This is a genomic window from Fictibacillus sp. NPDC058756, assembly GCF_042746035.1.
In the GTDB taxonomy this organism is placed as follows: domain Bacteria; phylum Bacillota; class Bacilli; order Bacillales; family Fictibacillaceae; genus Fictibacillus.
The window spans coordinates 503,326-525,911 of record NZ_JBHYPU010000001.1 but is presented as its reverse complement, the minus strand read 5'-3'; the positions used below and the strand labels follow the sequence as shown (position 1 = coordinate 525,911).

22 protein-coding genes and 1 pseudogene are annotated in these 22,586 nt (G+C 36.9%); 4 read left to right on the top strand and 19 right to left on the bottom strand.

Annotated elements, in window-relative coordinates:
* Positions 1–11: 11 nt before the first annotated feature.
* Positions 12–590, top strand: coding sequence for an HNH endonuclease (locus ACFW35_RS02575; RefSeq protein WP_379843575.1), 579 nt, complete (start codon positions 12–14; stop codon positions 588–590).
* Between the two features lie 57 nt (positions 591–647).
* Here ACFW35_RS02575 and ACFW35_RS02570 read toward each other — a convergent pair whose 3' ends face one another.
* Positions 648–881: a metal-binding protein gene (locus ACFW35_RS02570; RefSeq protein ID WP_379843574.1), complete on the bottom strand. Its 234-nt coding sequence runs from the start codon at positions 879–881 to the stop codon at positions 648–650.
* 332 nt (positions 882–1,213) lie between these two features.
* On the opposite strand from ACFW35_RS02570, the gene ACFW35_RS02565 reads away from it, so the two are divergent.
* Positions 1,214–1,858, top strand: a complete 645-nt coding sequence (locus ACFW35_RS02565; protein ID WP_379843572.1) for a response regulator transcription factor — start codon at positions 1,214–1,216, stop codon at positions 1,856–1,858.
* A gap of 171 nt (positions 1,859–2,029) precedes the next feature.
* Here ACFW35_RS02565 and ACFW35_RS02560 read toward each other — a convergent pair whose 3' ends face one another.
* The 13 genes from ACFW35_RS02560 to ACFW35_RS02500 form a co-directional block, all read right to left on the bottom strand.
* Complete coding sequence (locus ACFW35_RS02560; protein WP_379843571.1) at positions 2,030–2,443, bottom strand: hypothetical protein; 414 nt, start codon at positions 2,441–2,443, stop codon at positions 2,030–2,032.
* A gap of 661 nt (positions 2,444–3,104) precedes the next feature.
* Complete coding sequence (locus tag ACFW35_RS02555; protein ID WP_379843569.1) at positions 3,105–3,539, bottom strand: PTS sugar transporter subunit IIA; 435 nt, start codon at positions 3,537–3,539, stop codon at positions 3,105–3,107.
* Positions 3,529–3,849 carry a hypothetical protein gene (locus ACFW35_RS02550; RefSeq protein WP_379843567.1) on the bottom strand — a complete coding sequence of 107 codons (321 nt, stop codon included), beginning with the start codon at positions 3,847–3,849 and terminating at the stop codon, positions 3,529–3,531. The genes ACFW35_RS02555 and ACFW35_RS02550 overlap by 11 nt, the downstream gene beginning before the upstream one ends.
* Before the next feature lie 114 nt (positions 3,850–3,963).
* Positions 3,964–5,382 carry a PTS transporter subunit EIIC gene (locus ACFW35_RS02545; protein ID WP_379843565.1) on the bottom strand — a complete coding sequence of 473 codons (1,419 nt, stop codon included), beginning with the start codon at positions 5,380–5,382 and terminating at the stop codon, positions 3,964–3,966.
* Positions 5,383–7,515, bottom strand: coding sequence for a BglG family transcription antiterminator (locus ACFW35_RS02540; protein WP_379843564.1), 2,133 nt, complete (start codon positions 7,513–7,515; stop codon positions 5,383–5,385).
* Positions 7,516–7,552: 37 nt separating this feature from the next.
* On the bottom strand, positions 7,553–9,067 hold the full coding sequence (gene xylB / locus ACFW35_RS02535) for a xylulokinase (RefSeq protein WP_379843562.1): 1,515 nt from the start codon (positions 9,065–9,067) through the stop codon (positions 7,553–7,555).
* 71 nt (positions 9,068–9,138) lie between these two features.
* The gene (locus tag ACFW35_RS02530) at positions 9,139–10,146 is read right to left on the bottom strand and encodes a zinc-dependent alcohol dehydrogenase family protein (RefSeq protein WP_379843561.1); all 1,008 of its coding nucleotides are present in this window, start codon (positions 10,144–10,146) and stop codon (positions 9,139–9,141) included.
* A gap of 15 nt (positions 10,147–10,161) precedes the next feature.
* Positions 10,162–10,719, bottom strand: coding sequence for a 6-phospho-3-hexuloisomerase (gene hxlB / locus ACFW35_RS02525; protein ID WP_379843559.1), 558 nt, complete (start codon positions 10,717–10,719; stop codon positions 10,162–10,164).
* 12 nt (positions 10,720–10,731) lie between these two features.
* Positions 10,732–11,667: a sugar phosphate isomerase/epimerase family protein gene (locus ACFW35_RS02520; protein ID WP_379843558.1), complete on the bottom strand. Its 936-nt coding sequence runs from the start codon at positions 11,665–11,667 to the stop codon at positions 10,732–10,734.
* A gap of 47 nt (positions 11,668–11,714) precedes the next feature.
* Entirely contained in the window at positions 11,715–12,812 is a 1,098-nt protein-coding gene (locus ACFW35_RS02515) for an NAD(P)-dependent alcohol dehydrogenase (RefSeq protein ID WP_379843556.1), read from the bottom strand.
* Between the two features lie 45 nt (positions 12,813–12,857).
* The gene (locus tag ACFW35_RS02510; protein ID WP_379843555.1) at positions 12,858–13,700 is read right to left on the bottom strand and encodes a carbohydrate ABC transporter permease; all 843 of its coding nucleotides are present in this window, start codon (positions 13,698–13,700) and stop codon (positions 12,858–12,860) included.
* A 1-nt stretch (position 13,701) separates the two neighbouring features.
* Complete coding sequence (locus tag ACFW35_RS02505; RefSeq protein ID WP_379843553.1) at positions 13,702–14,604, bottom strand: carbohydrate ABC transporter permease; 903 nt, start codon at positions 14,602–14,604, stop codon at positions 13,702–13,704.
* Between the two features lie 86 nt (positions 14,605–14,690).
* The gene (locus tag ACFW35_RS02500; protein ID WP_379843551.1) at positions 14,691–16,238 is read right to left on the bottom strand and encodes an extracellular solute-binding protein; all 1,548 of its coding nucleotides are present in this window, start codon (positions 16,236–16,238) and stop codon (positions 14,691–14,693) included.
* 369 nt (positions 16,239–16,607) lie between these two features.
* Between ACFW35_RS02500 and istA the strand changes: the two genes are divergently transcribed.
* A complete protein-coding gene (gene istA / locus ACFW35_RS02495; RefSeq protein WP_379843550.1) occupies positions 16,608–17,987 on the top strand; it encodes an IS21 family transposase in 1,380 nt (459 codons plus the stop codon).
* A 191-nt stretch (positions 17,988–18,178) separates the two neighbouring features.
* Here the strand turns inward: istA and ACFW35_RS02490 are convergent, their stop codons facing one another.
* Positions 18,179–18,463 (bottom strand): SEC-C metal-binding domain-containing protein, encoded by a 285-nt coding sequence (locus ACFW35_RS02490; protein ID WP_379843548.1) that lies wholly within the window; start codon positions 18,461–18,463, stop codon positions 18,179–18,181.
* 267 nt (positions 18,464–18,730) lie between these two features.
* Here ACFW35_RS02490 and ACFW35_RS02485 point away from each other — a divergent pair, with 267 nt between their 5' ends.
* The gene (locus ACFW35_RS02485) at positions 18,731–19,444 is read left to right on the top strand and encodes a hypothetical protein (RefSeq protein WP_379843547.1); all 714 of its coding nucleotides are present in this window, start codon (positions 18,731–18,733) and stop codon (positions 19,442–19,444) included.
* A gap of 173 nt (positions 19,445–19,617) precedes the next feature.
* On the opposite strand, the gene ACFW35_RS02480 is transcribed toward ACFW35_RS02485, so the two are convergent.
* The 4 genes and pseudogenes from ACFW35_RS02480 to ACFW35_RS02470 all read right to left on the bottom strand — a co-directional run bounded on the left by ACFW35_RS02480 (position 19,618) and on the right by ACFW35_RS02470 (position 22,536).
* A complete protein-coding gene (locus ACFW35_RS02480) occupies positions 19,618–19,839 on the bottom strand; it encodes a DUF3006 domain-containing protein (RefSeq protein WP_379843545.1) in 222 nt (73 codons plus the stop codon).
* A gap of 2 nt (positions 19,840–19,841) precedes the next feature.
* Positions 19,842–20,609, bottom strand: a complete 768-nt coding sequence (locus ACFW35_RS02475) for a ComEC/Rec2 family competence protein (RefSeq protein WP_425590098.1) — start codon at positions 20,607–20,609, stop codon at positions 19,842–19,844.
* A gap of 30 nt (positions 20,610–20,639) precedes the next feature.
* A pseudogene (locus tag ACFW35_RS19835) lies at positions 20,640–21,014 on the bottom strand (copper amine oxidase N-terminal domain-containing protein); the annotation flags it as partial.
* A 646-nt stretch (positions 21,015–21,660) separates the two neighbouring features.
* Entirely contained in the window at positions 21,661–22,536 is an 876-nt protein-coding gene (locus ACFW35_RS02470) for a hypothetical protein (RefSeq protein ID WP_379843542.1), read from the bottom strand.
* Between the last annotated feature and the right edge of the window lie 50 nt (positions 22,537–22,586).

Sequence of the window (22,586 nt, the reverse complement as noted above, 5' to 3'; positions counted from 1 at the left end):
GGGGACATTACATGAATAAAGCAGATCTAATTAAATCACTATGTCAGTTTGTTGAATCCGGAAATAAAGCATCTGGTAATGAATTAATTAAACACCAATACCCCTTTAAAAAGATAGAATATGTAAAGCGATCTTATTCAAAAGCTTTGATGTTGCGGGTTTTTATGAAAGATGGATTTATCGATCGGTATAGCGGTCAAAAGTTAATTTTTCCACCGGTGCTCAGGATTCTTTCAATGAGCTATCCAGAAGAATTTCCGTTTCATCCAAATTGGAAGATGAGTGAATGTCATCCTGCCTACTGGGATTTACTACCTACAATCGATCATATTATTCCGATTGCCAAAGGTGGAGATAATACAGAAGAGAATCTAGTAAGTACTTCTATGATGAGAAACAGTGCAAAGTCGAACTTTACATTAGAGGAATTAGGATGGCAGCTACACTCGCCTGGGAAAATAGAAAATTGGGACGGACAAGTATCATGGTTTATTGAGATCGTAGAAAAACATCCTGAATACTTAAATATTCGTTACATAAAGGAGTGGTTTGTTGTCTTAAAAAAACACATAAAAATTACTGAACTATAGTTGAGTACTTTTCCAATCTATATATTTTCGTTTAAGACATGTACCGCACGGACGGTATCACGCTGCTAGTGCATTTTTTTCATCTGCAAAAAATACACGGTGATTTATGTAACCCCCTTTTGAAATTGCGTGCAGTGCCGACGGACAATCTAAATTACCATAGATTTTACTTTTTCGATTACCACCAAATTTACCAGGAATAATACTTTTATAAAATTCCCCATTGCCGTCCATAAGATTGAATAATTTCTGATTAGTATTCTTTATTAATGAGTTCTCCTTAATATTCAAAATGATTATCTCCTAATCTTTAATAAACCTCTTAAAAATGAAGCGTTTTAAAGAGGTAAAAATCTATATTTTGTCTGTATTTTTTGTTCTATTAAGAGTGGGGTGATTCCTTTAAGATAGGTGGAATTTGTGAAATGATCGATTAGTGAAATATATTATAATATCTAACTCATAACTGGAATACATAGAAAAAGCCACAATGATTTCTCAGCGTGGCTTCTCTTATCTTTATCATCCAAAAAATGTAATTTTTTTCAAAAATAAGTGACAAAAATCCTATTTTATTATAAGTTAGTAAGGTTGATATTTTATAAGAATTCGGAGGAATATCATTGAGTAAGATATTTTTAGTCCATCCTTTTCCGATTATACGGGACGAGGTTCGTCTATTAATCGAAGAACAATACCCTGCATCCCAAGTTAATTGCTATGAGACACTTTCTTTGTTGCCAAGTCAGTTATTAAATAAGAAAGACATTTTAATCATTCATATAGATCAATCGAACATAGATGCTTTAAAATCATTAAATACATTAAAAAACAATGAATTAAAGATCTTAATTTGGATAGAGTCAGAAGATGAATCTTTAATAAAATTTATTTTGCAGCAAAAGTTTTATGGGTATCTATTAAATCAAATTTGTAATTCCGAATTTTTGGATGCATTGGAAAAAATACAAAATGGTTTACCTTATCTTCATCCTAATCTTTCTTCAATTTTACTAAGTCAGTACATCAGTGAATCTCAAGAACCCAGCAGTGTACCTTGTGATTCAATTTTGACAAAGAGAGAATGGGATGTTCTTCAACTAATAGCAACCGGTTGCAGTAATGAAAATATAGCGAAACAATTATTTTTAACAGAAAGCACCGTTAAGAATCATGTAAGTTCAATTTTACATAAATTAGAGGTTCCAGATCGTACTTCAGCTGTACTTAAAGCCTTAAAAAACAAATGGGTCTCGCTTGAATTCTAACTTTAACTTTCAACTCAAAAAGGATATCTTCCTGATTCGCAGGTATCCTTTTAAGCTCCAATTATTTTTCTTTAGGTTTGTTTTGATTATTTTTCTCTACTAAATACTCTCTAAATGAGATCACTGCCATATTGCTTTGAGGTTGGGTTTGTCTATGTTATGGAAGGTTCGTTATTGGTTTTTCTTCAATTCTTTTAGGGCAACTACTTTTAACGCGTGTAATTCTTCCTCTGTAAGTTTAGTTTGGAGGTCTTTGTATATTTCTTCTTTTTCTTCGCTCGTCAATCCTTCTCTTACTTTATCACGCATTTCTACCATTTCATTTACAGAATATTTCTTTGACACTACCTTTACTGCTTCTTCCTTAGTTGTGAAGGGTAAATTTGCAGGAGCTTCTTCTCCGTCTTCTAGATATTTTTTTATCTCCGGGTCTTCAAGCAGTTTATTAACCTCTTCTTCATTTGCAACTAAAGTGGTAGAAACTTGTTCCATTACTTTTTCTGCAGCATAGTCCATAAAAAAATAATAAGCACCAACGCCAAAAACAATTAATCCAATCACTATTCCGACTAACCACTTCCACATTAAATCACCATCTTTTAATCTTACCTTAACTTTTATCATACATTATGGTAATTTGTAAGGTTAAATATTCAATCTAAATCTTTTCCAAGCCTAACTTTTTCATAATCATTGTGATTTGGTCCTTCTTCAAAACTAAATGCCCTTTAATTCAATAAAAAAAAGCTGCCAAACAAACAGCTCAACAAATCTTCAACTAATACACTTGTTAAAATTAATTTTTACTCTACTTAATTCAGATAGTATTCATTAACTATAATATTCACTGTTGATATTAACGCTGCTGCACAAAAGAAAAACCTTTATGAGTATCTCAAAGGTTTTCTAACTGCTATGCAAAAATCCCTTTACAAGTTATATCACATCTTATCGTACTACTTCACCTTTATTTAAAAAGATTTTCATAGCCCGAATAACATCTTTTTTAATGGCATCTTTTGCAACGACTGTTAAGTCATGATAGAAAAGATTGGAGTTGTTTTCTATAAAATCTTTTATTGCGTACGCACCAGCCTTTGCCGCATAGCTACCTGCTTTAAAATTCTATCATTTAAAACTATCGATTTGCGGATAAGTATTACAAGGACTCCTAAACAATGAGATTCTTTGACTAAACTCTTTTTTAATGACATTAATTTAAACCACAACTCTTTTTTAGTAATGGTTATAATGCGCGAGCCTCAAAATACTCAATCATTCTATAAAAAGGTGTTAGCGAGGACACAGTCCTCAGTTTTTGATTGACTTCATTGTTTTCAATGAAGTCCGCCACGGCTGAAAGAATCTTCAGGTGCCGTTCTCCACAGCCAGCAATTGAAAAAAGCAGATATGCTCTTTCACTGTCATAATAAACACCTTCCGGAAACTGGGCGATTACCATTCCTTCCTTTAGGATCGAGGCGCTTCGGTTATTAAGTCCGTGTGGAATAGCAATTCCATTGGCAATATAAGTGGAACAAATTTTTTCTCTCTCAAGCATTTCATTTACATATTCTGCAGTAACAAAGCCTAACTCTATCATTCTCTGTCCGACAAGCCGTATTGCATCTTCTTTAGAACATGCAGAGCATGAAAGCATAATCTGCTTTTCAGTGATCATTTAGATGATTTCCCCTTAATAAATACATAAGTTGATCATACCCTTTCGTATCTGTATAAGAATCGAGAAGAAAATGGCGCTTATCCGGATAAAGTTTCTGCAGTGTTGTTTTAAACCGCTTATGAGTGACAATAAGTTCAGTTTCGGCTGGAATTTCCTCTACAGCAGAGAAATAGACGTTTACTTTCAATCCGCTGAGGTTTAACCTTTTCCGAAGCATTGCAGCCCCAACTACGCTCGTCCCCATGCCAGCTGGACAAACAAAAGCAATTGTATTTATTTTTAGCTGGAAATCTGATGAATTTTTCATTGATGATAAGGTTTTACACCCCTTATTTTATTTCTTAACTAAAGTTTAACAGGATAGAATTTCAAGAAACACCAAAAGAAAGACAAGTTATGTCTTTTCTTGAAAATGCCATTCTTATAAACCCCTTAATTTATCAATTAGCTCCTCATATTCTTTAATATCTGTAAATGATTGCAATGGATAACACGCTTTTCCAGGTGCCACTTTTCGTACTTCGGTGTACAGCTTTTTATTGCAAATGATAAGGTCTGCGCTGTCTGGAACTTCTCTTAGGGATGAGTTATCCACTTCAATCACAAGATTCTCTTTTTCCAGCTTCTTTTTCAGCATAGCCGCCCCCATAGCACTGGAACCCAGTCCTGCTTCACAAACAAATACTATATTTTTTATTTTATTCAAAACCGAACGATTAGCTTGAACATTTAATTCTTCTTCGCTCTCCACTGCTGTATATTTATCATCTGACTTGGGATTATCATTCTTTTGGAAAAAATAAAAGTAGTTTATGTTATTTCTATTTTCAGCCGCTGTTGGTGATAAAGAATGTTTTTTTAAGATAAGCATACTTCCGAGAAAAGAGACGAGAGCCGAAATGAATAGTCCTAATACGATAAATAACATATCTTGTTTTGGCCCAAGACCAACAAATAAAAAAATACTTCCTGGCGAGGCCATTGAAACAAGACCGACATTGAATTGCTGAAATGTGACAACCCCTGCCATCCCTCCGAGGATTAATGGAATTATCAGTAACGGCTTTAACAATACATAAGGAAAATACACCTCATGTATTCCCCCGAAAAAATGGATGAAGATTGCTAGTTTGGCCCCTTTTTTCTGTTCAGCCTTCGTCTTTAGCCAGTATGCAAGCAACACACCCAACCCCGGTCCCGGATTAGCTTCTAAAAGGAAGAAGATTGATTTCCCCAGTTCTTTGGCCTGCTGAATTCCAATTGGCCCCAGCACGCCATAATTAATAAAGTTATTAAAAAACAATACCTTTGCAGGCTCAATTAAAATAGATGTTAAGGGAAGCCAGCCAGCATGAATGACTATCTCCAAGTAACTGAGTGCCCACTTTACCCCAGCGGAAAATGTTTGTCCAACGTAAAGAAAACTAATAATTGTAAGGATTACGGCAATGAAAGCGGCAAAAACATTACCTACTAATAACTCATACCCTGCAACAGGCATCTTCCTTTTTACAGTTTGATCTACCTTGCCCACTAACCAGCCTGTAAATGGCCCAACAATCATTGCACCAAGAATGGCTGGTGTCGAACTGGCTAGTGTCAACCCGTAAGTTGAAATAGAGGCAACAACACCACCCCGTTGTCCCCCTAATATTTTTCCCCCTGTATACCCTATTAAAACAGGCAGCAAGGTTGAGTAGATGGGATTGACCAATAATAAAATACGGTCGTTATACAACCAGCCATAAACCCCAAAAACCTCACGAATAATCCCTGCTGCAATAATAACTGCTATGTTTTGGTAAACCATTGCACTTAAAAGCTGAGCAAATTTTCTCATTTAATCGGCAGCTCCTTCTAAGAGCCTAATAGCATTTGTTTCAAATGCTTTCGATAAAACAGCCTCCAGTTCATGTTTAACTTTCCTCTCAGTTCCACTTTCCAATAGTTTGATAAACGACTCTTCGATAAGCATTGCACTGACTTCGCTGATCATTTTAATATGCTCTTTTGGTGCATCTTTAGGAGCAGCCAGCAATAAAATCGTTGTAACATATTGCTCTTCTCCATTATCGTTAAACCATAGCATTGGTTCTGCAATTCGGAAAATGGCTACAAGCAAATCTTTAACTCCCTCAGAGCGGGTATGGATCATGGCAAGGCTCCCAATCACAAATCCTCCCTTCTGTTCTCTGTTTTCCAGATCATCGCATAACCTTTCAAGCTTGCTGATTGCAGTGTGACTTTTACTTTCGTATAGAATGTCAGGGATTCCGTTTACCTTAGACTTAACTATCTGATAAATAGTCAGGTTTTGAAGGATCTTCATCATTCCCTCCCCATACTTGGCAAGAGTAATGGCAGGAGATTGTTTCGCTGTATGTTTGCTGGACTCCCCATCTTCAGGTTGTTTTTGGACTTTTTCCAGTCCATACTGAATTTTTGATATATCCTCTTTTTGCAGAAAAGGACTTACAATCACTATATTTTTATTTTTTATAAATGGCAGATTTACAGTAGAGATTAAGATGTCAACTTCCTTATTTTCTTTAAGCCACTGGCTTAAATGGTTTGTTGAGACAATCCCTTCTACCGACAGATTTTCCATCTCGGAGCGGATTCTCGTTGCCAGATATGTTGATGTCCCAAGACCACTTGCACAAATAACAACTGCGCGATACTGCTTTTTTAGGCGTTCTTTTTTTCGAATTAGGGAAGCTCCGATGTGCATTGTCAAATAGCCAATTTCATCCTCTGGAATGGTGTACCCAACTTTACTCTCCAGAAAACTGCAAGCTTTTTCACAAGCCTTAAAAATTTCAGGATATCTCTCTTTTATCTTTTCAAGCATAGGATTATGAATTTGAAGCCCGTATTTTAATCGGTTAAATGCAGGTGCAAAGTGTGCTACCAGCCCTTCTTGGAGAAGGTTATCTCCTTGGAATGACTCTTTCAAATTGTATTCCATTGCACCTATAAAACTATTAGCTAATTCAATCCATGTGAATTCTTCCTGGTCTTCTGAAATGTCCTCCTGCAACTTTGATACACGGGCTCCTGCGAGGTGCAGGGAAATGTATTCTATTTCTATATCAGGAATGCTAATCAAAAGCTCTTTTTCCAGCTCTGAAACTATATTCTGCGCTATTTCATACACATCAGAATCAAATTGATAGATACCAGAAACCTCTGACAAAATTCCGTCCTCTTTAATCCTTTCTACTGCAAGCATTAAATGGACGATCAAGTTGACGTAATTTCTGTCGGTCAATACAATATCTGGTTTACTATTTAAGACCCTTCGAACAATCTTTTCAATCTCTTGTATATTTTGTGAATGAACAAACTTTAGAAGGCGGTTTCTGATTAATGCGTTAAGTTTTCCTTGTGTTTGAATGGTTTCCCCTTCATTCTTTTCATGAAAAAGATCAAGCCACTCCTCAAAAGATACATCCTTATGGAGCAAACGGGACAGCATCATTCTACGCTGGTGCTCCGAGGCTTTTAAGTAGACACCTACTCCAGGGGTTCTAATGAGAGAAATTCCTCCAGAATCCAACCAGGGTGAAATTTTATCCAAATCATGGCTAACTGTCGTTTCTGTCACGCCGTAATTCCTGCTGAAGACAAACTGCTTGATTGGTTCTTTAGAGATTAGAAGCTCGTAACATATGCCTTCCTGGCGTTCTTCCGGAGAATAAGCCGATTTTGTTTTAGTCTGGTTCAAGTGATTCTTAAGTGCTTTGATCTTCTCTTGGGACCCTTTTAATTCCAATCCTGCACCAATCTTTTTACCTATTTTAAGGCCGCGGGATGCCAGAAAGGGCTTGAGTGAACTGATTTCTCTCTGAATGGTTCTCATACTCAATTTAAATATTTCTGAAAGCTGCTTGTATGATAACGGCCTTTCAGCCAGCAGCAATGTTTGAAGGAGTTCTTTTTGCCTCGAGTTCAATGCTGGATTTTGTATCATGTCTTTTCATTCCTTAAGAATATTCTAATTATTGAGATTATATCATCTTTTCTCTATTAGAAGTTTTGGAATACAATGGGACCAATCGGTTGTATAACTCGCTGTATATTTCATGTGTGTCTTTATAAATCTTGCTGTTTCTAGCATTGTATTCTGACCGTATCCCTTGATCAAAGCAACTCGGAAATTCATCTGGGCTTTTCCAGACACCTGTTCCTAAACCGGCTAATAAAGCTGCACCAAAAGCTGGACCCTCTCTTTCTTCAAAAGCACGCAATGGCTTTTGTAAAACATCAGCCAAGATACTGCGCCATATCCCGCTCTTGCTTGCACCTCCCGTCACATACCAATCATCAATTCGAATATTCATCTTTTCAATTAATTCCAAACAATCTTTAAGGCTGAAAGAGACTCCTTCAAGCAACGCCCGTGTAAAATGAGCTCTTGTATGCTGATATCCCATCCCGAAAAATACCCCCTGGGCGGTTGAATTATTATGAGGTGTCCGTTCTCCATTTAAATAAGGAAGAAATACAAGTCCCTCGGAACCAGAAGGCACCATTTCAACACCCGATAATAGTTCATCATAAGAGTTAATCGAAAAGGTCTCTTTAAACCATTTGAGTGACATACCCGCAGAGAGAGTAACCCCCATCGCATGCCATGTACCAGGTAGGCAATGGCAAAATAAATGTAAGGTTTTCATTTTGCCCTCTCCAGTTCTTTCTGGGACTTGTTTGAGCGGGGCAAATACAGTTCCGGAAGTCCCTATGCTAATAATTCCTTTTCCCTCTTTATAAATACCATTTCCTAGGGCTGCAGCCGCATTATCACCTGCCCCTGCTGTAATTGGAATTCCAAAGGGTAAGCCAGTCTCAGCTGCCGCCTGTATAGACACTTGGCCAACGATTGTCTGGCTTTCATGTACCTGCGGGAGCCAATCATGGGGAATTTTTAGAGCTTCTATAATTTCATTTGACCAGCAACGGTTCTTTACATCAAATAAGGATGTGCCACTTGCATCCGAAACATCAGTCGATAGCTCACCGCTAAGTTTGAAGACAATATAATCTTTGGGCTGCATCATGTGCTTAATCCGGCTGTATCTCTCGGGTTCATGCTTTTTGATCCATAATAATTTTGGAGCTGTAAACCCTGGAAGAACGGCATTCTGTGTTATATTAAGCAGCTTCGTCTCACCTATTTGGTCTGTGATCTCCTTGCATTCGATATGAGTCCTTACATCATTCCATAATATTGAAGAACCCAATTCTTTCTTGTTTTCATCTAACAGAACAAGGCTGTGCATTTGGCCCGAGATTCCAATTCCTTTAATATTTTCTAACTCGATCCCCCTCTGGGATATTTGCTTCAAAGCATTTTTCACCCCATCCCACCATTGATGAGGGTGCTGTTCTGCCCATCCGGTCTTTGGCACAGAGAAATCATAAGGATGACTTCCAGAAGCTCGTATTTCACCGTTCTGGTTGATGACAATCGCCTTTGCCCCTTGAGTTCCTATGTCTATTCCAAGCAAAAATTCCTCACTCATTAAACATTCTCCATTCTGTTTTTTTGCTGCTTCATAACATAAAAAGCCACTGATGTGGCTTTTTGTAGATTTTATAATTTTATTTGTACCTTCAACAGATCGGGATCTCTTGGCCCTTTTAAGTAATCAATCGCTTCTTCCAAAGAAAGCTCTTTTGAAATAAGATGGTCAAGCTTTACACGTCCCTCTTTAACCCAGTGAAATGCAGGAATGAAGGTGTGGTTTATCGCCATGGAACCGATAAGAGTCCAATCTTTATTGTATAATTTGAACGGATTTACAGTCACCGTTGCATCTTCTGGTGTTACGCCGAACTGGAGATACTTTGCAGTTGGTCCCATATATTCGAATGCTTGCTCGATAACCTTTGGAATGCCAGTCGCATCAATGACTACATCGAACCCATGCGGATATTCCTTACTGCCCAGTTCTTTTTCAACGTTTTGGCTTAAGACAGTTTTTGTTGCACCCCATTTTAATGCCATATTCAATTTATCTTGGGATATATCGACGACCACCACTTCAGAAGCACCTGCCATTTTTACAGACTGAATCAACTGCTGGCCCATCGCACCCGCTCCAAACAATAGGACACGGTCTCCTACCTGAAGCTGTAGCCGATTCATTCCATGGACTACACAAGCCATCGGCTCAATAAATGCAGCTTCTGAAAAAGACATATTTTCAGGGATCTTAATTACATTTTTTGCAGGCACCTTTACATATTCCGCCATGCTTCCATCCACTGTATTGCCAAGTGCCCCCCAATTTTCACATTGGTTGCCTCTGTTTGTTAAACAAAATTCACATTGACCGCAAAATAAGGATGGATCTGCAGTAACACGGTCCCCCTCTTTAAACTTTGTTACATTTTCTCCGACTTCATGAATTGTCCCCGAAAATTCATGACCCGGAATTAATGGGTATGGCGAGAGGAACTCTCCCTTAAAAATATGTACATCCGTCCCGCAGATTCCAACATTTTCGACTTTTATCGTAACTTCATTCGCATCGGGCTTAGGATAAGGAACTTCTTTAATTGTGGCTGTATAAGGCTTCTCAATTACCAAAGCTTTCATTGTAATATCTCCCTTCTATTCAAGATTTGTATGGAACTTTTCCATCTCTTTTTCACTAATCTTTATTTGTTTCTTCAATCGGACGATAATGAGCTCAAACAGGAAAAGTTGTGCCTGTTCAAAAACAGCTCCCAATGGCTGCAGGGATGTTCGCTCTTCAATATCCTCTTTCATCGTCTGAGCTTTTATGAGGATGGTCAGTTCTGCATATTGAGATAACTCCGATTCTGTATTGGCCGTAATATAAACTACCCTTGCCCCAGCCTTTTTTACTATTTTAAGGAGCGCCTCAACTGTCGCTAAATACCCTGTTCCAGAACTCGTAATGAACAAATCCTTTTCTTCAATCCTCGGAGAAGTAACATCTCCGACAACATGAACATCAAAACCCAGGTGAACCAATCGCATGGCAAATGCCTGAAGCATAAGTCTTTCCCGGCCCAACCCGTAAATAAATATCTTTCTTGCTCCCAGGATCTCCTTAATGAAAACATCTACATCAGTTTCATTAATGGTTCCAAGAGCAACCGCAGCTTCATTGATCAGTTTTGATTGCAGCTGTTTAAATTCCATAAAGGAAACCTCCTATATATGAATCCCTCTTTGACTGCAAGCTTCCCGCCAAAAAGTTGTGCTCTGTCTGATTTCTTCCAGCACTTTTTTATCATCTTCCTCAAAGGGGTGGCCGATCTCTAGAAACAAATCAACGTGTTCATTGCCAGTCCTTTGTATAGCGTCCAGAATACTTTCCGGTTTGATTTTTCCTATTTTATTTTTTTCCTCCGTAAATGGCCAATGTCTATCCAGGTAGCCATCTGTTTGCTGCAGATGAATAATGGAGATCTGTTCCTTTAAGTGCTCAATCCAGTTAATAGGATTCTGGTCAAAAGGGTTTAATGCCGGGTTGGTAGTATGGCCGACATCAAAACATAAGGTGAACTTAGCAGCATCTTTCCCTGCAAGCATATTGACATGTTCAATAAAGCTTTTTGTTTCTTCTATTGTAATGGTTCCTTCTCTTCTAACAGGCGTTTGCTCCCAGTAGAAGAATTTAATGCCATGTTCTTGTTTCGCCTTCTGCAATAGTAAAACCAGGGATTCGATGGCGGCTTTTTCAGCAGAATCGCGTTTTTGTATATCTTCAAAGGATTTGATATCCATTCCGCCAAAAGGACCTCCAGTCGCAGTTACTCCTAATTCTTTTGTCATTTTAAAGGCTTTTTCAAACCAATCCATTCCATCCAGTCTTCCCTCAAGTAACGGGTGATACAGGAGGTTATGGGAATAAATAGACAGCCCGGTAAAAGTCGAATGGATTTTCATACTATGTTTTTCACATTCATTACGAACAAGGAAACAGTATCTTTTTACGCTTTCTGATCGCCCCCGCGGATCGAACTGATCAAAAGAAAACTGAATCATGTTCAATTCCAATTCATTTTTCACGATGCTTACCCATTCTTTCGGATCCGGCCACCGCTTGATTGCAAACCCTGTAGAAATACCAAAGTTTATTTTCAAGCATTTTCCTCCTAATCTATTAGGTTTTATGGTTTCTCCTATTACTTTTAGAGCAAGCCATTCGGATATACAACAACCTTTAAGCTTTCATTCTTGTTCGTCCGGGCCTGTTCCATTGCATCTTTAGTTTGGTCCAGCGAATACCGGTCCGTTATGAGAAACTTGACATCAAAGTTGCCGGAAGCAAGAAACTTAATTCCTTGCGGGTATGTGTTGGCGTAACGGAATATTCCATATATGTCAATTTCATTATCAGCAATGAGAGGTACATTCACTCCGATTTCATCCTGTGGAGGGAGACCTACAATGGCAAGCTTTCCTCCCCTTCGGACAGAACGAAGAGCGGATTGAAGCGCTATAGGATTTCCTGCCGTTTCAAAAGCAACATCGACTCCACGCCTCTTTGTTATTCTTTTGATCTCTTCATCAACATCTTGTTCAAGAATGTTAATTAAATGAGTTGCTCCAAGTTTCTTTGCAGCCTCCAAACGCTTTGGCTCGAGGTCTGAAACAATAACTGTTTCAGCACCAAATGCTTTTACCGCTGCTACAGCAGTAAGTCCCACGGGTCCCATTCCCATAATGGCTACAGCGGATCCCGGTTGCAGATTGGTTCTTCTTGCTGCATGAATTCCGACAGAAAACGGCTCCACAAGGGCAGCTTCCTCAAAGGATAAATCATCCGGGATTTGAAAAAGGAAGTCTTCCCGATGTTTGATATACTGGGCAAACGCACCATCAACAGGAGGTGTAGCCAAGAACTGAACTTCCTGGCAGAGGTTATACCTTCCGCTCTTACATTGTTCACAGCGACCGCACGTTACTCCAGGTTCAATCGCCACCCGGTCACCTACTTTAAAACGAGTAACATCTTCACCAATTTTAGCAACGATACCCGAGCACTCATGTCCCAGTATGATAGGCTTTTCAACCACGTAACGGCCGATTTTTCCATGTTCATAATAATGGATGTCTGAACCGCATACTCCTACTGCCATTACTTTTATAAGTACCTCATCTTTTCCAACTACAGGAACAGGCAACTCTTGTATTTCAATGTCAAAAGGTCGGTTCATGACTGCTGCCTTCATTGTTTTTGGAAGTTCTCCAACAAGGTGTTCCACTTGCTTCAATTCGATAGACATTGTACAACCTCCTTATTCATCATTTTTATACGGTTAATCCTACTCCTATTTCACAGCTCCCATCGACAATCCCTGAACCAAATATTTTCTCACTGCCAAACCTGCAATAACCATCGGAGTTATAATGACTGTACCAGTAGCCATTGCCTGTCCCCATGCAATTCCCTGCTGAGTAATCAGCATTGAAGCAGCTACCGGTATGGTCTGGCTGCTATGGCCAGAGAACACGGATGCGAACAGGAAGTCATTCCATGAAAACATCAAACATAAAATACCAGTTGCTACAAGTCCTGGCGTAGCCGTAGGAACAGCAATCTTCACAAAAGCCTGGAAACGGCTGCACCCATCAATCATCGCGGCTTCCTCTAGGGCAGCAGGCACTTCTTTAAAGAACACCATCATCATCCAAAGCGCGAATGGCAGATTAAAAGTTGTATAAGCAAAGATCAATCCTGCCATCGAACCGACAAGGTTTAATTCTGAAAACATGAGATAAAGCGGAAGCATGACAGCTGGAATAGGTGCCATCCTTGTACTAATGATCCAAAAAGATATATCCTTCTTTCGTTTGAAATTCGCTCTTGCAAGCGCGTATCCGCCTAACGATCCCAGGATTAAAGAAATTCCAGTTGATGAGACAGCTGCTATTACACTATTAGTCAAGAACTTAAGAAAGTTTCCTTCAGCAGAAAACATATATTTAAAAGTGTCAAAATTCGGTTCAAAAAAGAATTTAGGCGGCATAGTAAACATTCCTGCCTGAGTTTTGAAAGAGGATAGGACCATCCAAACGATTGGGAGAAGAGCCCAGATCAAACTAAGGATCACCAGGGTGTATAACACCGTATTTACCAAAGTCTTTTTGGCTCTCATAGTTGTTGCACCCATTCTAATCTTCTCCTTTCAGCATAATTCTCACAAATAATTGTCCAAGCAGGATTGTTACAAATAACATTGTCAAACCCAGCGCAGCACCAGTACCGAAGTCCTGGAATTTAAAAGCGACCTCCATCAAATAATAGCCAATTATTTTAGTAGAATCAGCAGGACCGCCTTCCGTTGTAATTTTGATAATATCCACGAAGCGTAATATGTCCATGGAACGAATCAATAAAGCAACCAGAATTGTTCGGGATATTAGCGGCAGAATGACATAAATTAGCTTTTGGAAGTAGTTGGCACCATCCACTTCTGCTGCTTCAAGAGACTCGGTTGATAAAGAAGTTAGTCCTGCAAGTACTATTAATGTAATAAGAGGAGTCCATTCCCATACATCCATTAAAATTACAGCCGGCATTGATGTTGAAACATTACCTAGTATCTGGATGTCTATTCCAATAAATCCCAGTAGCCAGTCGTATAAGCCGTATGTTGAATTCAACAAAAATCTTCCCAGAAGCCCTGCAACAACCGGAGCTACAAAAACAGGAATCATCCAGAGAGTAATGACAAAATTTCGTCCTTTTGGAAGACTGTAAATCAAGAGGGCCATTCCTACACCAAGAACTAATTCTAATAGCAGACCTACCACTGTATAAATACCGGTTCTTCCCCATGAAGCCCAAAATGTTTCACTAGTAAAGATACGAATCCAGTTATCCAATCCGCTAAATACGGGATTATCAAAAGAGAGCGTGAAATCCATAAAACTAGCATAAATCATATATAAAAATGGAAAAATGCTTATAATGGCCAGCAAACCCATTGAAGGCAGAAGCATCCAAAATTCGGTTGACAATTTACGCCTCTTCTTTTTCGCAATAGGAATAACTTTGACAGATCGGTTCGACATAGACTTTGTTTCCGACTCTATCATGTATACCACCCTTTCTATAAAAGAAAGGAAGGCCTTTTAAGCGCTTCCTCTCTTTTTTATGTTTAACGGTCTGTGATTTCATTTGTTTGTTTTGTTATTTTTTCTACGGTTTCTTTAGGCTCTTGCTGCCCCGCAAGCATTTTGGAAAGCTCTGTGAAAATATATGTGTTCACTTGCGGCCACTGAGGAATCTTCGGGCGCATATACACATTTTCTTCTTTCCATGCCTCTAGTGTTGGTTTCATTGCTAACAAGTTAGGCATTTCTTTTGATTCAGGTGATCCTGGTTCCATCCCGGCCTTTACATCTGCCAGCTCGTATACAGAATTACGAGTTGGAGTAGATCCGCCTTGTTTCGACTTGAGAATCATGTATTGTGCCTGAGGTGAAGTAGACCAAACTGTAAACAGCCATGCTGCTTTAATTTCCTCATCGCTTGCATATTTGTTAATTCCGATACCTGTTCCGCCAAACATGTGCGCTCTGCGTTCTTTTCCTTTAGGCAGTACGGTCCAGGCAACTTTGCCTGCTACATTTGAAGAATCCTCATTCTCAAACATGGCGCTGAATTCATGCCACTCAGGAATCATCGCAATATTGCCTGCCGCAAATCCTTCAGCTACACCTGACCAATCCCAGGATGTACTTCCAGGTGCTGCTACTTTTAACAACTTATTATAGAATTCTGCTGATTCCAAAGCGACTTTTGAATCCATTGCAGATTCACCTGGCTTAGTGGAACCAAGGTTCCCCAGGTTGTCCTTCTTGAAGTAATCGCCACCATTGGCAGCAAGAATATTACTAAAGTCATTCATTAGAGAATCGTGCTGCTTTGCCTGGTGGCCAGTACCATACTGAACTTCAGTAATGACTCCCTCCTTGGCTTTTTCAGTAATCCATTTGGCAACTTCATAATACTGCTCCCAAGTCATTTCTGGTCCAGGAGTCCAATCATACCCTTTTTCTTCCATAAACAAATCCTTATACTTCTCAAAAACATCCTTTCGATAAGCTAATACCATCGTAGGATTATCATATGGCAAGGCAAAAATTTCGTCTTTGTCCCCCATATAACCTGTTGCTTCAAGCTGTGCCTGTGAGAAATCCTCAAGTCCGCCAGGTACATCCGGGAGTGTTGGTTCGTCGATCAACTGATTTAAATCAAGAAAATGCTCTGACTGTTTCGCGAGAATTTGATAAGGATCAGCATAGATCAGATGATATTTCGCAGATTTAGAATTAAAATCAAGACTTACTTTTTCTACAACTGTTGACAAATCTGTTTGTTCAATATTAACTTTTATTCCTGTTACATCCTCAAACTGATCAATATTAGCTGCAATTGCCGATGAAGGTGGTGTATTTTCCGAAATTAAGTTTAGTTCAACGCCTTCGAATTCTTTCCAATCAAAACCTTCAGGGGCTGTAATCTGCGGGAGCCCCTCCACCCAGCCTTCAAATGGCGCTTCTACAAGTTTGTCTGGGTTGATTTTGTCTGCATTTTTACTTTTGGTATCGACTGACTGTTCTCCATCTGAAGAACAAGCTGAGATGACCAATGACATAGCGAGGATAAATACTAGAATTGCAAATGGCTTTTTCCTTTTCAAAACAAATCCCCCTTCTAGAATGTTGAAATTTTTACTACTCTTGAATACGCTTTCATTATATAGTGCAGTTAAATAAGCAGTAAAGACAATCATCCACCAGTTTTGTCACTATTCTGACATGACAGAATTTTATTAATATTCATTCTACTTTTATTATCAGTGAATTAAGTCCTTGTACATTGAACAATTCAAATCGAACTTGATAAATAAATTATTTCTAGTGTTTTATAGAGTCATATAAAAACTTACAAAATTTTCATCCAAGAATAAGTTCTCTTCTAGAGAGTTTCTAAATTTGGTTAAGCTGATTCAAATCTACTTCTTTATTTACCGATATAAGCTCTAGACTTTTTAAAGGAGTAGATATCATTGACTTTATCAAAAACTCAGGAATCACAAATACTAGAATTATATTATAAAGGTTTATCTCAAAGGAGAATTGCAAAGGAAATTGAAGTATGCCTCGATTCTGTAAATAAAAGATTAAAGTTATTTCGTGTAACAGGAAGCATTCATAAAGGAAACATTCAAAGGTCACGATATAATCCAATTGAAAATGTAACTCGACAACGAATTCGATACTATCTTTCTTTAGAAAAAAGAAAAAGTCGTTTTACAGTTAACCAACTATACGACTTTCTGGTCCAAGAGGGATATGAAATTACCAAATCAAAAGTAAGACAATGGATAAAACTTGAGAGGAATCGATTAAAAGATAGTTTTTTAGATATCTTTTATGAACCTGGTCAAATGGTCCAGTTTGATTGGGGATCAAAAAAAATAAAAATTTCCGGAATAAATAAGATTGTCTATTTTGCAGTATTTGCTCTTCCATTCAGTAATTACCGTTATGTCCATGTTACAGAAAAAATGAATGCTCATTGCTTTGTAGATGCCTTTATTTCTTTTACAAAACATATTGGTTGTATTTTCCCAATTTTGCTAATCGATAATATGAAGATTGCCGTAAAGCACAGATCATTTAAGGATAACCAAGTAAAGTTAACGCAATTGTTTGAACAGCTATCACAATATTACAACATGGAAGTTCGAACCTGTACTCCGTATAGACCTAATCAAAAAGGAACAGTTGAAAATGCTGTTTCGACATTAAAAAGGGAACTACATGGTTTAAATAACAATTTCAAGTCATTAGAAGAGTTACAGAATTCTATAAACACCACTTTTGATCGATTAAATAAAAGAAAGCATCCTGATAAAAACAATTCTTGTATAAATTTAATGAAGAATGAAAGAGCTTTTGCTGGAAAAGTTCCTTCTAAGCACTTCATATATTTTAATGAAGTCATTCGAATAGTTAAGAATAATACTCTAGTTTCCTTTGATGGAAATCATTATTCTGCTCCAGAAGAGTACAAAGGAGAGCGGATCACAGTTAGATACAATGAGAAGACAATCAAACTTGTTTCCAATGATGGTAGGATACTAGCCAAATATAAGCGTTGCTTTGGAAAAGGATATAAAAAGTATAGAGTATGGAATATGATACACTCACTCCTGAAAAAATCAAAGGGATTCGACCAATCCAATCAAAAGCGTCAGATGCCGAGATGGTTAAAGAAGTTATACGATAGGGAATTTCTAAAAGAATCTCAGCAATTTCTAGTATTCTTAGAGCTTATCCAGACTAGCTCAAAGAAAAAAGTTAAGCAATTATTGAAGTATTATAAAGTTTATAAAAAACAAATTACCTTGGATTCAACTTTCGAGTTCTTAGATAAATGGTAAACATTCATTTCTATTTTTGATCTTTGATAATCAAACCCTTTAACAAAATTCTTCATCACTTACTTTACTCCCCCTTTTTTACACTCTTTTAAATACTGAGTATTCAAACTATAAGTTATGCTAACCTTTTTATAAAGTAAGAAATTAAAATCAAATTTGTTCTATTTTTGAAGTCACTTTTGTTCTGCTTTTCATAAAAAAGTTCCAGACATAATTGCAAAGTAGACGTGTCCAGAATATTCCTCATTTACCCGATTTTCTACGATAAACTCATTATTATTAAAGGAGGATTTAATCCTTCGTGAAGAAGCAAGAAAGGAACCACAGCAATCATAGGGATGGGAATCGCTTCCACATACACATTTTAAAAAGGGATCTTTCGAAAGGTCAGACAGCCTTCCTAAAATTCCATGACACTTTTTATATTTTTTACCACTTCCACAAGGGCAAATATCATTTCTACCAAGCCCTGACATAATCATTACTCCTAAAGTGTTTTTTATATAATAACCTATTTTTGGAACTAAGCATAGAATTCCATCAAGCTTCAGAAGTCTTAACCGTTCAGAGTGACAAAAGGCGTCGCTCCTAAATATTTTTAAACTACCCAAAGTTTAAATATTTAGAAGACCATATAGCACTATCTTGAAGTAAGAAACCATTATGACTAGAATGTTATAACCATTTTCATCCTTTTTTGTGATATGCTAGAATTTAGAAAATTATAAATATGGGGGATTTGAATGTTATTAAGTGATAGAGACATAATGAGAGAAATTATGAATGGTGAAAACTTAATGATTCATCCATTAAAGGTTGATAACATTAAAGGGAGCTCCATTAATTTAACTGCCAGTAAATATTCTTGGAGAATTTCAGATGGGAGTTCAGCAACTGTTGGCAATAAAATTGTAATACCCGCTCATGAAACTGTGTGTATCTATACAGAAGAATCCATCTGGGTCTCTAGGAGGATTGGTGGTACATATCATTCCAAAGTATCTCAAGTATCAAAAGGACTAGGGCATATTGCCACTACACTTGACCCTCAGTGGTTAGGTTTATCTTTAATTGCTGTTCACAATCATACCTCTGATGATATTGAATTAGGTGTTGGTACTACTTTTGTGTCAATTATGCTCAACTACTTAGAAACACCTGCAACAAAAGGTAAAAATGAAAACGCTGCGAGTCGTCCTGACCTTTCTAGTCGGTTCCAGTTATCTGATGAGGAGGAAGAATTTTTAAGAAAAGAATGGCATCGTTCCTATGAAGGATTAAAGAATGCTATGGTTAATTCACAAAACTATAAAGAGCTTTTTAAAGAAAGAAACCAGTTAATCCAAGAAAAAAAAGAGTTTAGAAAAACTTTTTGGTACCCATTAATAATTGCAATAATAGGTGGCATAGTTGCAATTATAGGTAATATTTTTGTAGAGTTTTTTAAAGGAAATTGAAAAGATAATTATTTAGATAAAGAATTGTTGAAGAAGCTTCCATTAGAAGTATAGTTTGCTTTACTAAACTAAATCTTAAAATCCATAAATAATATACATAGTTTCCTTTTGGACCCTACTGCTAGGTTAAGTTAAAAAGAGCTACAGAAATTTGTAGCTCTTTTCATATTCATTTAACTCTCTTCAAAGAGTTCATTCATTAACTTCTTTATTCTTTCTCTTCTTTCATTTGTAGCCTGATCATCAATAACAATAGTATTGTCTTCAAGAAATTGAATAACATCCCCAGTATTGATTTCTTTAGGAAGTTTAGACAATGGAATATTAATTATCTTATTCTCCAATTCTACAACAGCCACGTCTTCTTCAATTCGGTCAATAATTCCTTTTTTCAAGGTTAGCGCTCCGTTTTAACGGATAATTGTGTTCCGTCTGTTGTGAAAGTTATGTTGCCGCTAAGATCCGTTCTGTAAATAGCAGATCCTATTGCTTTCAAACGGCTAAGTGTTCCTGCTGTTGGATGCCCATAGCTATTATTTGCACCAACGCTGATAACAGAATATTTTGGTTGAACTAACTTCAAAAACTCTTCACTAGATCCATTATCTGCTCCATGATGGCTTACTTTCAGTACATCTGCCTTTAAAAGCTGTTTTGATGCAATCATATCCTTCTCTGATGCCAGTTCCGCATCACCAGTAAACAAGAAAGATTTTTGATTATATGTTACATGTAACACAGCGCTCCAGTCATTTATGTTTGTTCCGTAATCTCGGTACGGAGCAATGAACTTAGCGGAAACACCTTTGACATTTAATAATACACCCGTTTTAGCAGCCTTAATCGTTAATCCTTCGTTCTTAACAGCAAGTAAGAAGTCTTCATAGGCTTGTGTTGTATGTGAAACTTGTGGAGCATAAACACTCTCAACCTTGTAAGCTGCTAAAACCTCATCTAATCCTCCAATGTGGTCAGCATCTGGATGAGTGGAGATCATAATTTCAATATCATCTACTTTTTGTGATTGAAGGTAACTTACCACTTCATCACCTTTTCCCTTACCGCCAGCATCAATAATGATATCTTCACCTTCAGGACCTTTAATATAGATGCTATCTCCCTGTCCAACATCGATATAATGAACTTTCATCTGTTTCGAGGGCATTGTTCCATTGTATATAATATCAATTCTGTTTGTTGCAGAATTCCATGATACCTGTGCGCCAAAAACTTCACTTACAAATCTTAATGGTACAAGGGTACGCCCATTTATTGCCTGGGCTGGAACATCAATCGTTTTAGAAACACCATTCACTTTTACATTTTTAGAACCAAGTTTTAACCATACGTCTATGTCGCCCTTGACTGCTGTAATCGTTTGGGTACTTTGATGCCATTGAACAGTTGCGCCCAATTTTTCAAAGATACCTCTGAGCGGAACTAAGGTTCTCCCATTATGAATAACTGGTGGCTGATCATATACTTGTTTTACCCCATTAATGGAAACAGTCGGTGCACTAGCTGCAGATGTATGGTTTAAATTAAAACTTAAAACCAACAAAAAACACATCGTTAATAAGGATAGAAGTTTAAATTTCTTTATTAATAACAGTCTCCCTTTTCAATTTTCTACTTCCTAATACTACTACATAAAGTAAATATATGGTTGTTTATTTTTGGTGAAATGTGCTAATTGTTATGGAAATTAATTGAAGGTTAATTCATTCTCTTATTGATTATTTAAAGGTAAAGGGGGATGTGAAAATGAAGTATTTTGTTTTATACGGGTAATGAAGAATGTATCTTAAAGGGAAGTCCTTGAACATATGGAAGATCGAATTCAAACTTACTCTGACGGAATATTATCTACAAATAAATGGACTATAATAACAAGTAATATTGATTGCGGGGTACTTAAGAGAAGTTAACCTATCGGAGTATCCTCAACTTACTAGGAGAGATTTTGCTACTATTAATGAGAATAATAGTTTTTCTCACGATGAGATTAATAATACAATCTAATAAAACAATAAAAAAGAAACCTTGTTGAAATTTTCTCAACAAGGACTTATTTTTGCATGTGGTTTAAAAGATTAAATACTAAACAAAACAAATGAGAGGTTCTTGAATTAACAAGAACCTCTTAAAATGGGAGGAATGCAAAAGGCATCCCATAATATAATTAAATTTACTTAAAAAGCTCTGTGGCGATTATCTTAAATAATTATACCTATATTTGATTTTTCTACAATCCTAGAATCCACTGTATTAGAGTAATGACCAAGGTGTAATAAATCATTTAATAAATTTTTTAACTCATAAAAAGTCAACTTCTTTGAGCGTTCTAATTTTAGAAAAACATTTACTACTGAGGATACCTCACAAATATTTAATCCTTCAAAGAGTGTATTATATAATCTTATCCATTCTTTCCCATCATTAGTTGTTTGAATTTTTGTTAAAAGATTATCATAATAAGATATTAATCTTTCTAGTTCTTTTTGAAGTTCAAGAAGGTTCCTAAAGGGTAAATTTATGAGAATTTTTTTACTTATTAACATTCTCAAATCCCGACCCAAATTAATAAATTCTTTATTTCCTAACTCGATCAACAACTCACAAATATCATCTGCAGAGGTAGAACAATTAAACTTTTCTAAAACGTTTAACTTCTCATTTAAATTTGGGACAATAAAATCAACTGGTTGTTTCATTAATTCATTTAACTTTATCTCAAGAAAATTTCGAAGTGCACATGGATAAGCAGAATAAACTAGAGTTTTAGCTTTAATTAATTGTTTTTTAGTTTCAGGATCTACAGGGGAATTAATACTAAAAATAATGTCTCTGGCCTTAATTAGTTGTTCAAGGCACATAATTCTAAATTCTAAATCTTTCCCGTCCTCTGATATACTAACAAACATTTTTTTTATATTAACAAGATCCTCTTTCGTAAAATCCAATGACAATTCCAGATCGTCTATTTTTCCTCCTACATAAGAATAGCTATATACCCTGCTAAAGGTAATATTGGTTATTACAGGAGTTGTAACTAGTTGCCAATCTCTGATGTCTTCACCAATTGAAACCATATGTAATATCCTCCATTGCCGTTCGTGATTTTCTTGAAACAGTTATAAAA

Coding starts and splice junctions, on each gene's coding strand:
- ACFW35_RS02510 (WP_379843555.1), bottom strand. CDS start 13,700: ATGGGTGCAACAACTATGAGAGCCAAAAAGACTTTGGTAAATACGGTG.
- ACFW35_RS02540 (WP_379843564.1), bottom strand. CDS start 7,515: ATGATACAAAATCCAGCATTGAACTCGAGGCAAAAAGAACTCCTTCAA.
- ACFW35_RS02550 (WP_379843567.1), bottom strand. CDS start 3,849: ATGAAAAATTCATCAGATTTCCAGCTAAAAATAAATACAATTGCTTTT.
- hxlB (WP_379843559.1), bottom strand. CDS start 10,719: ATGGAATTTAAACAGCTGCAATCAAAACTGATCAATGAAGCTGCGGTT.
- ACFW35_RS02490 (WP_379843548.1), bottom strand. CDS start 18,463: ATGTCAGGGCTTGGTAGAAATGATATTTGCCCTTGTGGAAGTGGTAAA.
- ACFW35_RS02530 (WP_379843561.1), bottom strand. CDS start 10,146: ATGAAAGCTTTGGTAATTGAGAAGCCTTATACAGCCACAATTAAAGAA.
- ACFW35_RS02485 (WP_379843547.1), top strand. CDS start 18,731: ATGTTATTAAGTGATAGAGACATAATGAGAGAAATTATGAATGGTGAA.
- ACFW35_RS02505 (WP_379843553.1), bottom strand. CDS start 14,604: ATGTCGAACCGATCTGTCAAAGTTATTCCTATTGCGAAAAAGAAGAGG.
- ACFW35_RS02515 (WP_379843556.1), bottom strand. CDS start 12,812: ATGTCTATCGAATTGAAGCAAGTGGAACACCTTGTTGGAGAACTTCCA.
- ACFW35_RS02560 (WP_379843571.1), bottom strand. CDS start 2,443: ATGTGGAAGTGGTTAGTCGGAATAGTGATTGGATTAATTGTTTTTGGC.
- ACFW35_RS02545 (WP_379843565.1), bottom strand. CDS start 5,382: ATGAGAAAATTTGCTCAGCTTTTAAGTGCAATGGTTTACCAAAACATA.
- ACFW35_RS02575 (WP_379843575.1), top strand. CDS start 12: ATGAATAAAGCAGATCTAATTAAATCACTATGTCAGTTTGTTGAATCC.
- ACFW35_RS02555 (WP_379843569.1), bottom strand. CDS start 3,539: ATGATCACTGAAAAGCAGATTATGCTTTCATGCTCTGCATGTTCTAAA.
- ACFW35_RS02470 (WP_379843542.1), bottom strand. CDS start 22,536: ATGGTTTCAATTGGTGAAGACATCAGAGATTGGCAACTAGTTACAACT.
- xylB (WP_379843562.1), bottom strand. CDS start 9,067: ATGAGTGAGGAATTTTTGCTTGGAATAGACATAGGAACTCAAGGGGCA.
- ACFW35_RS02475 (WP_425590098.1), bottom strand. CDS start 20,609: ATGCCCTCGAAACAGATGAAAGTTCATTATATCGATGTTGGACAGGGA.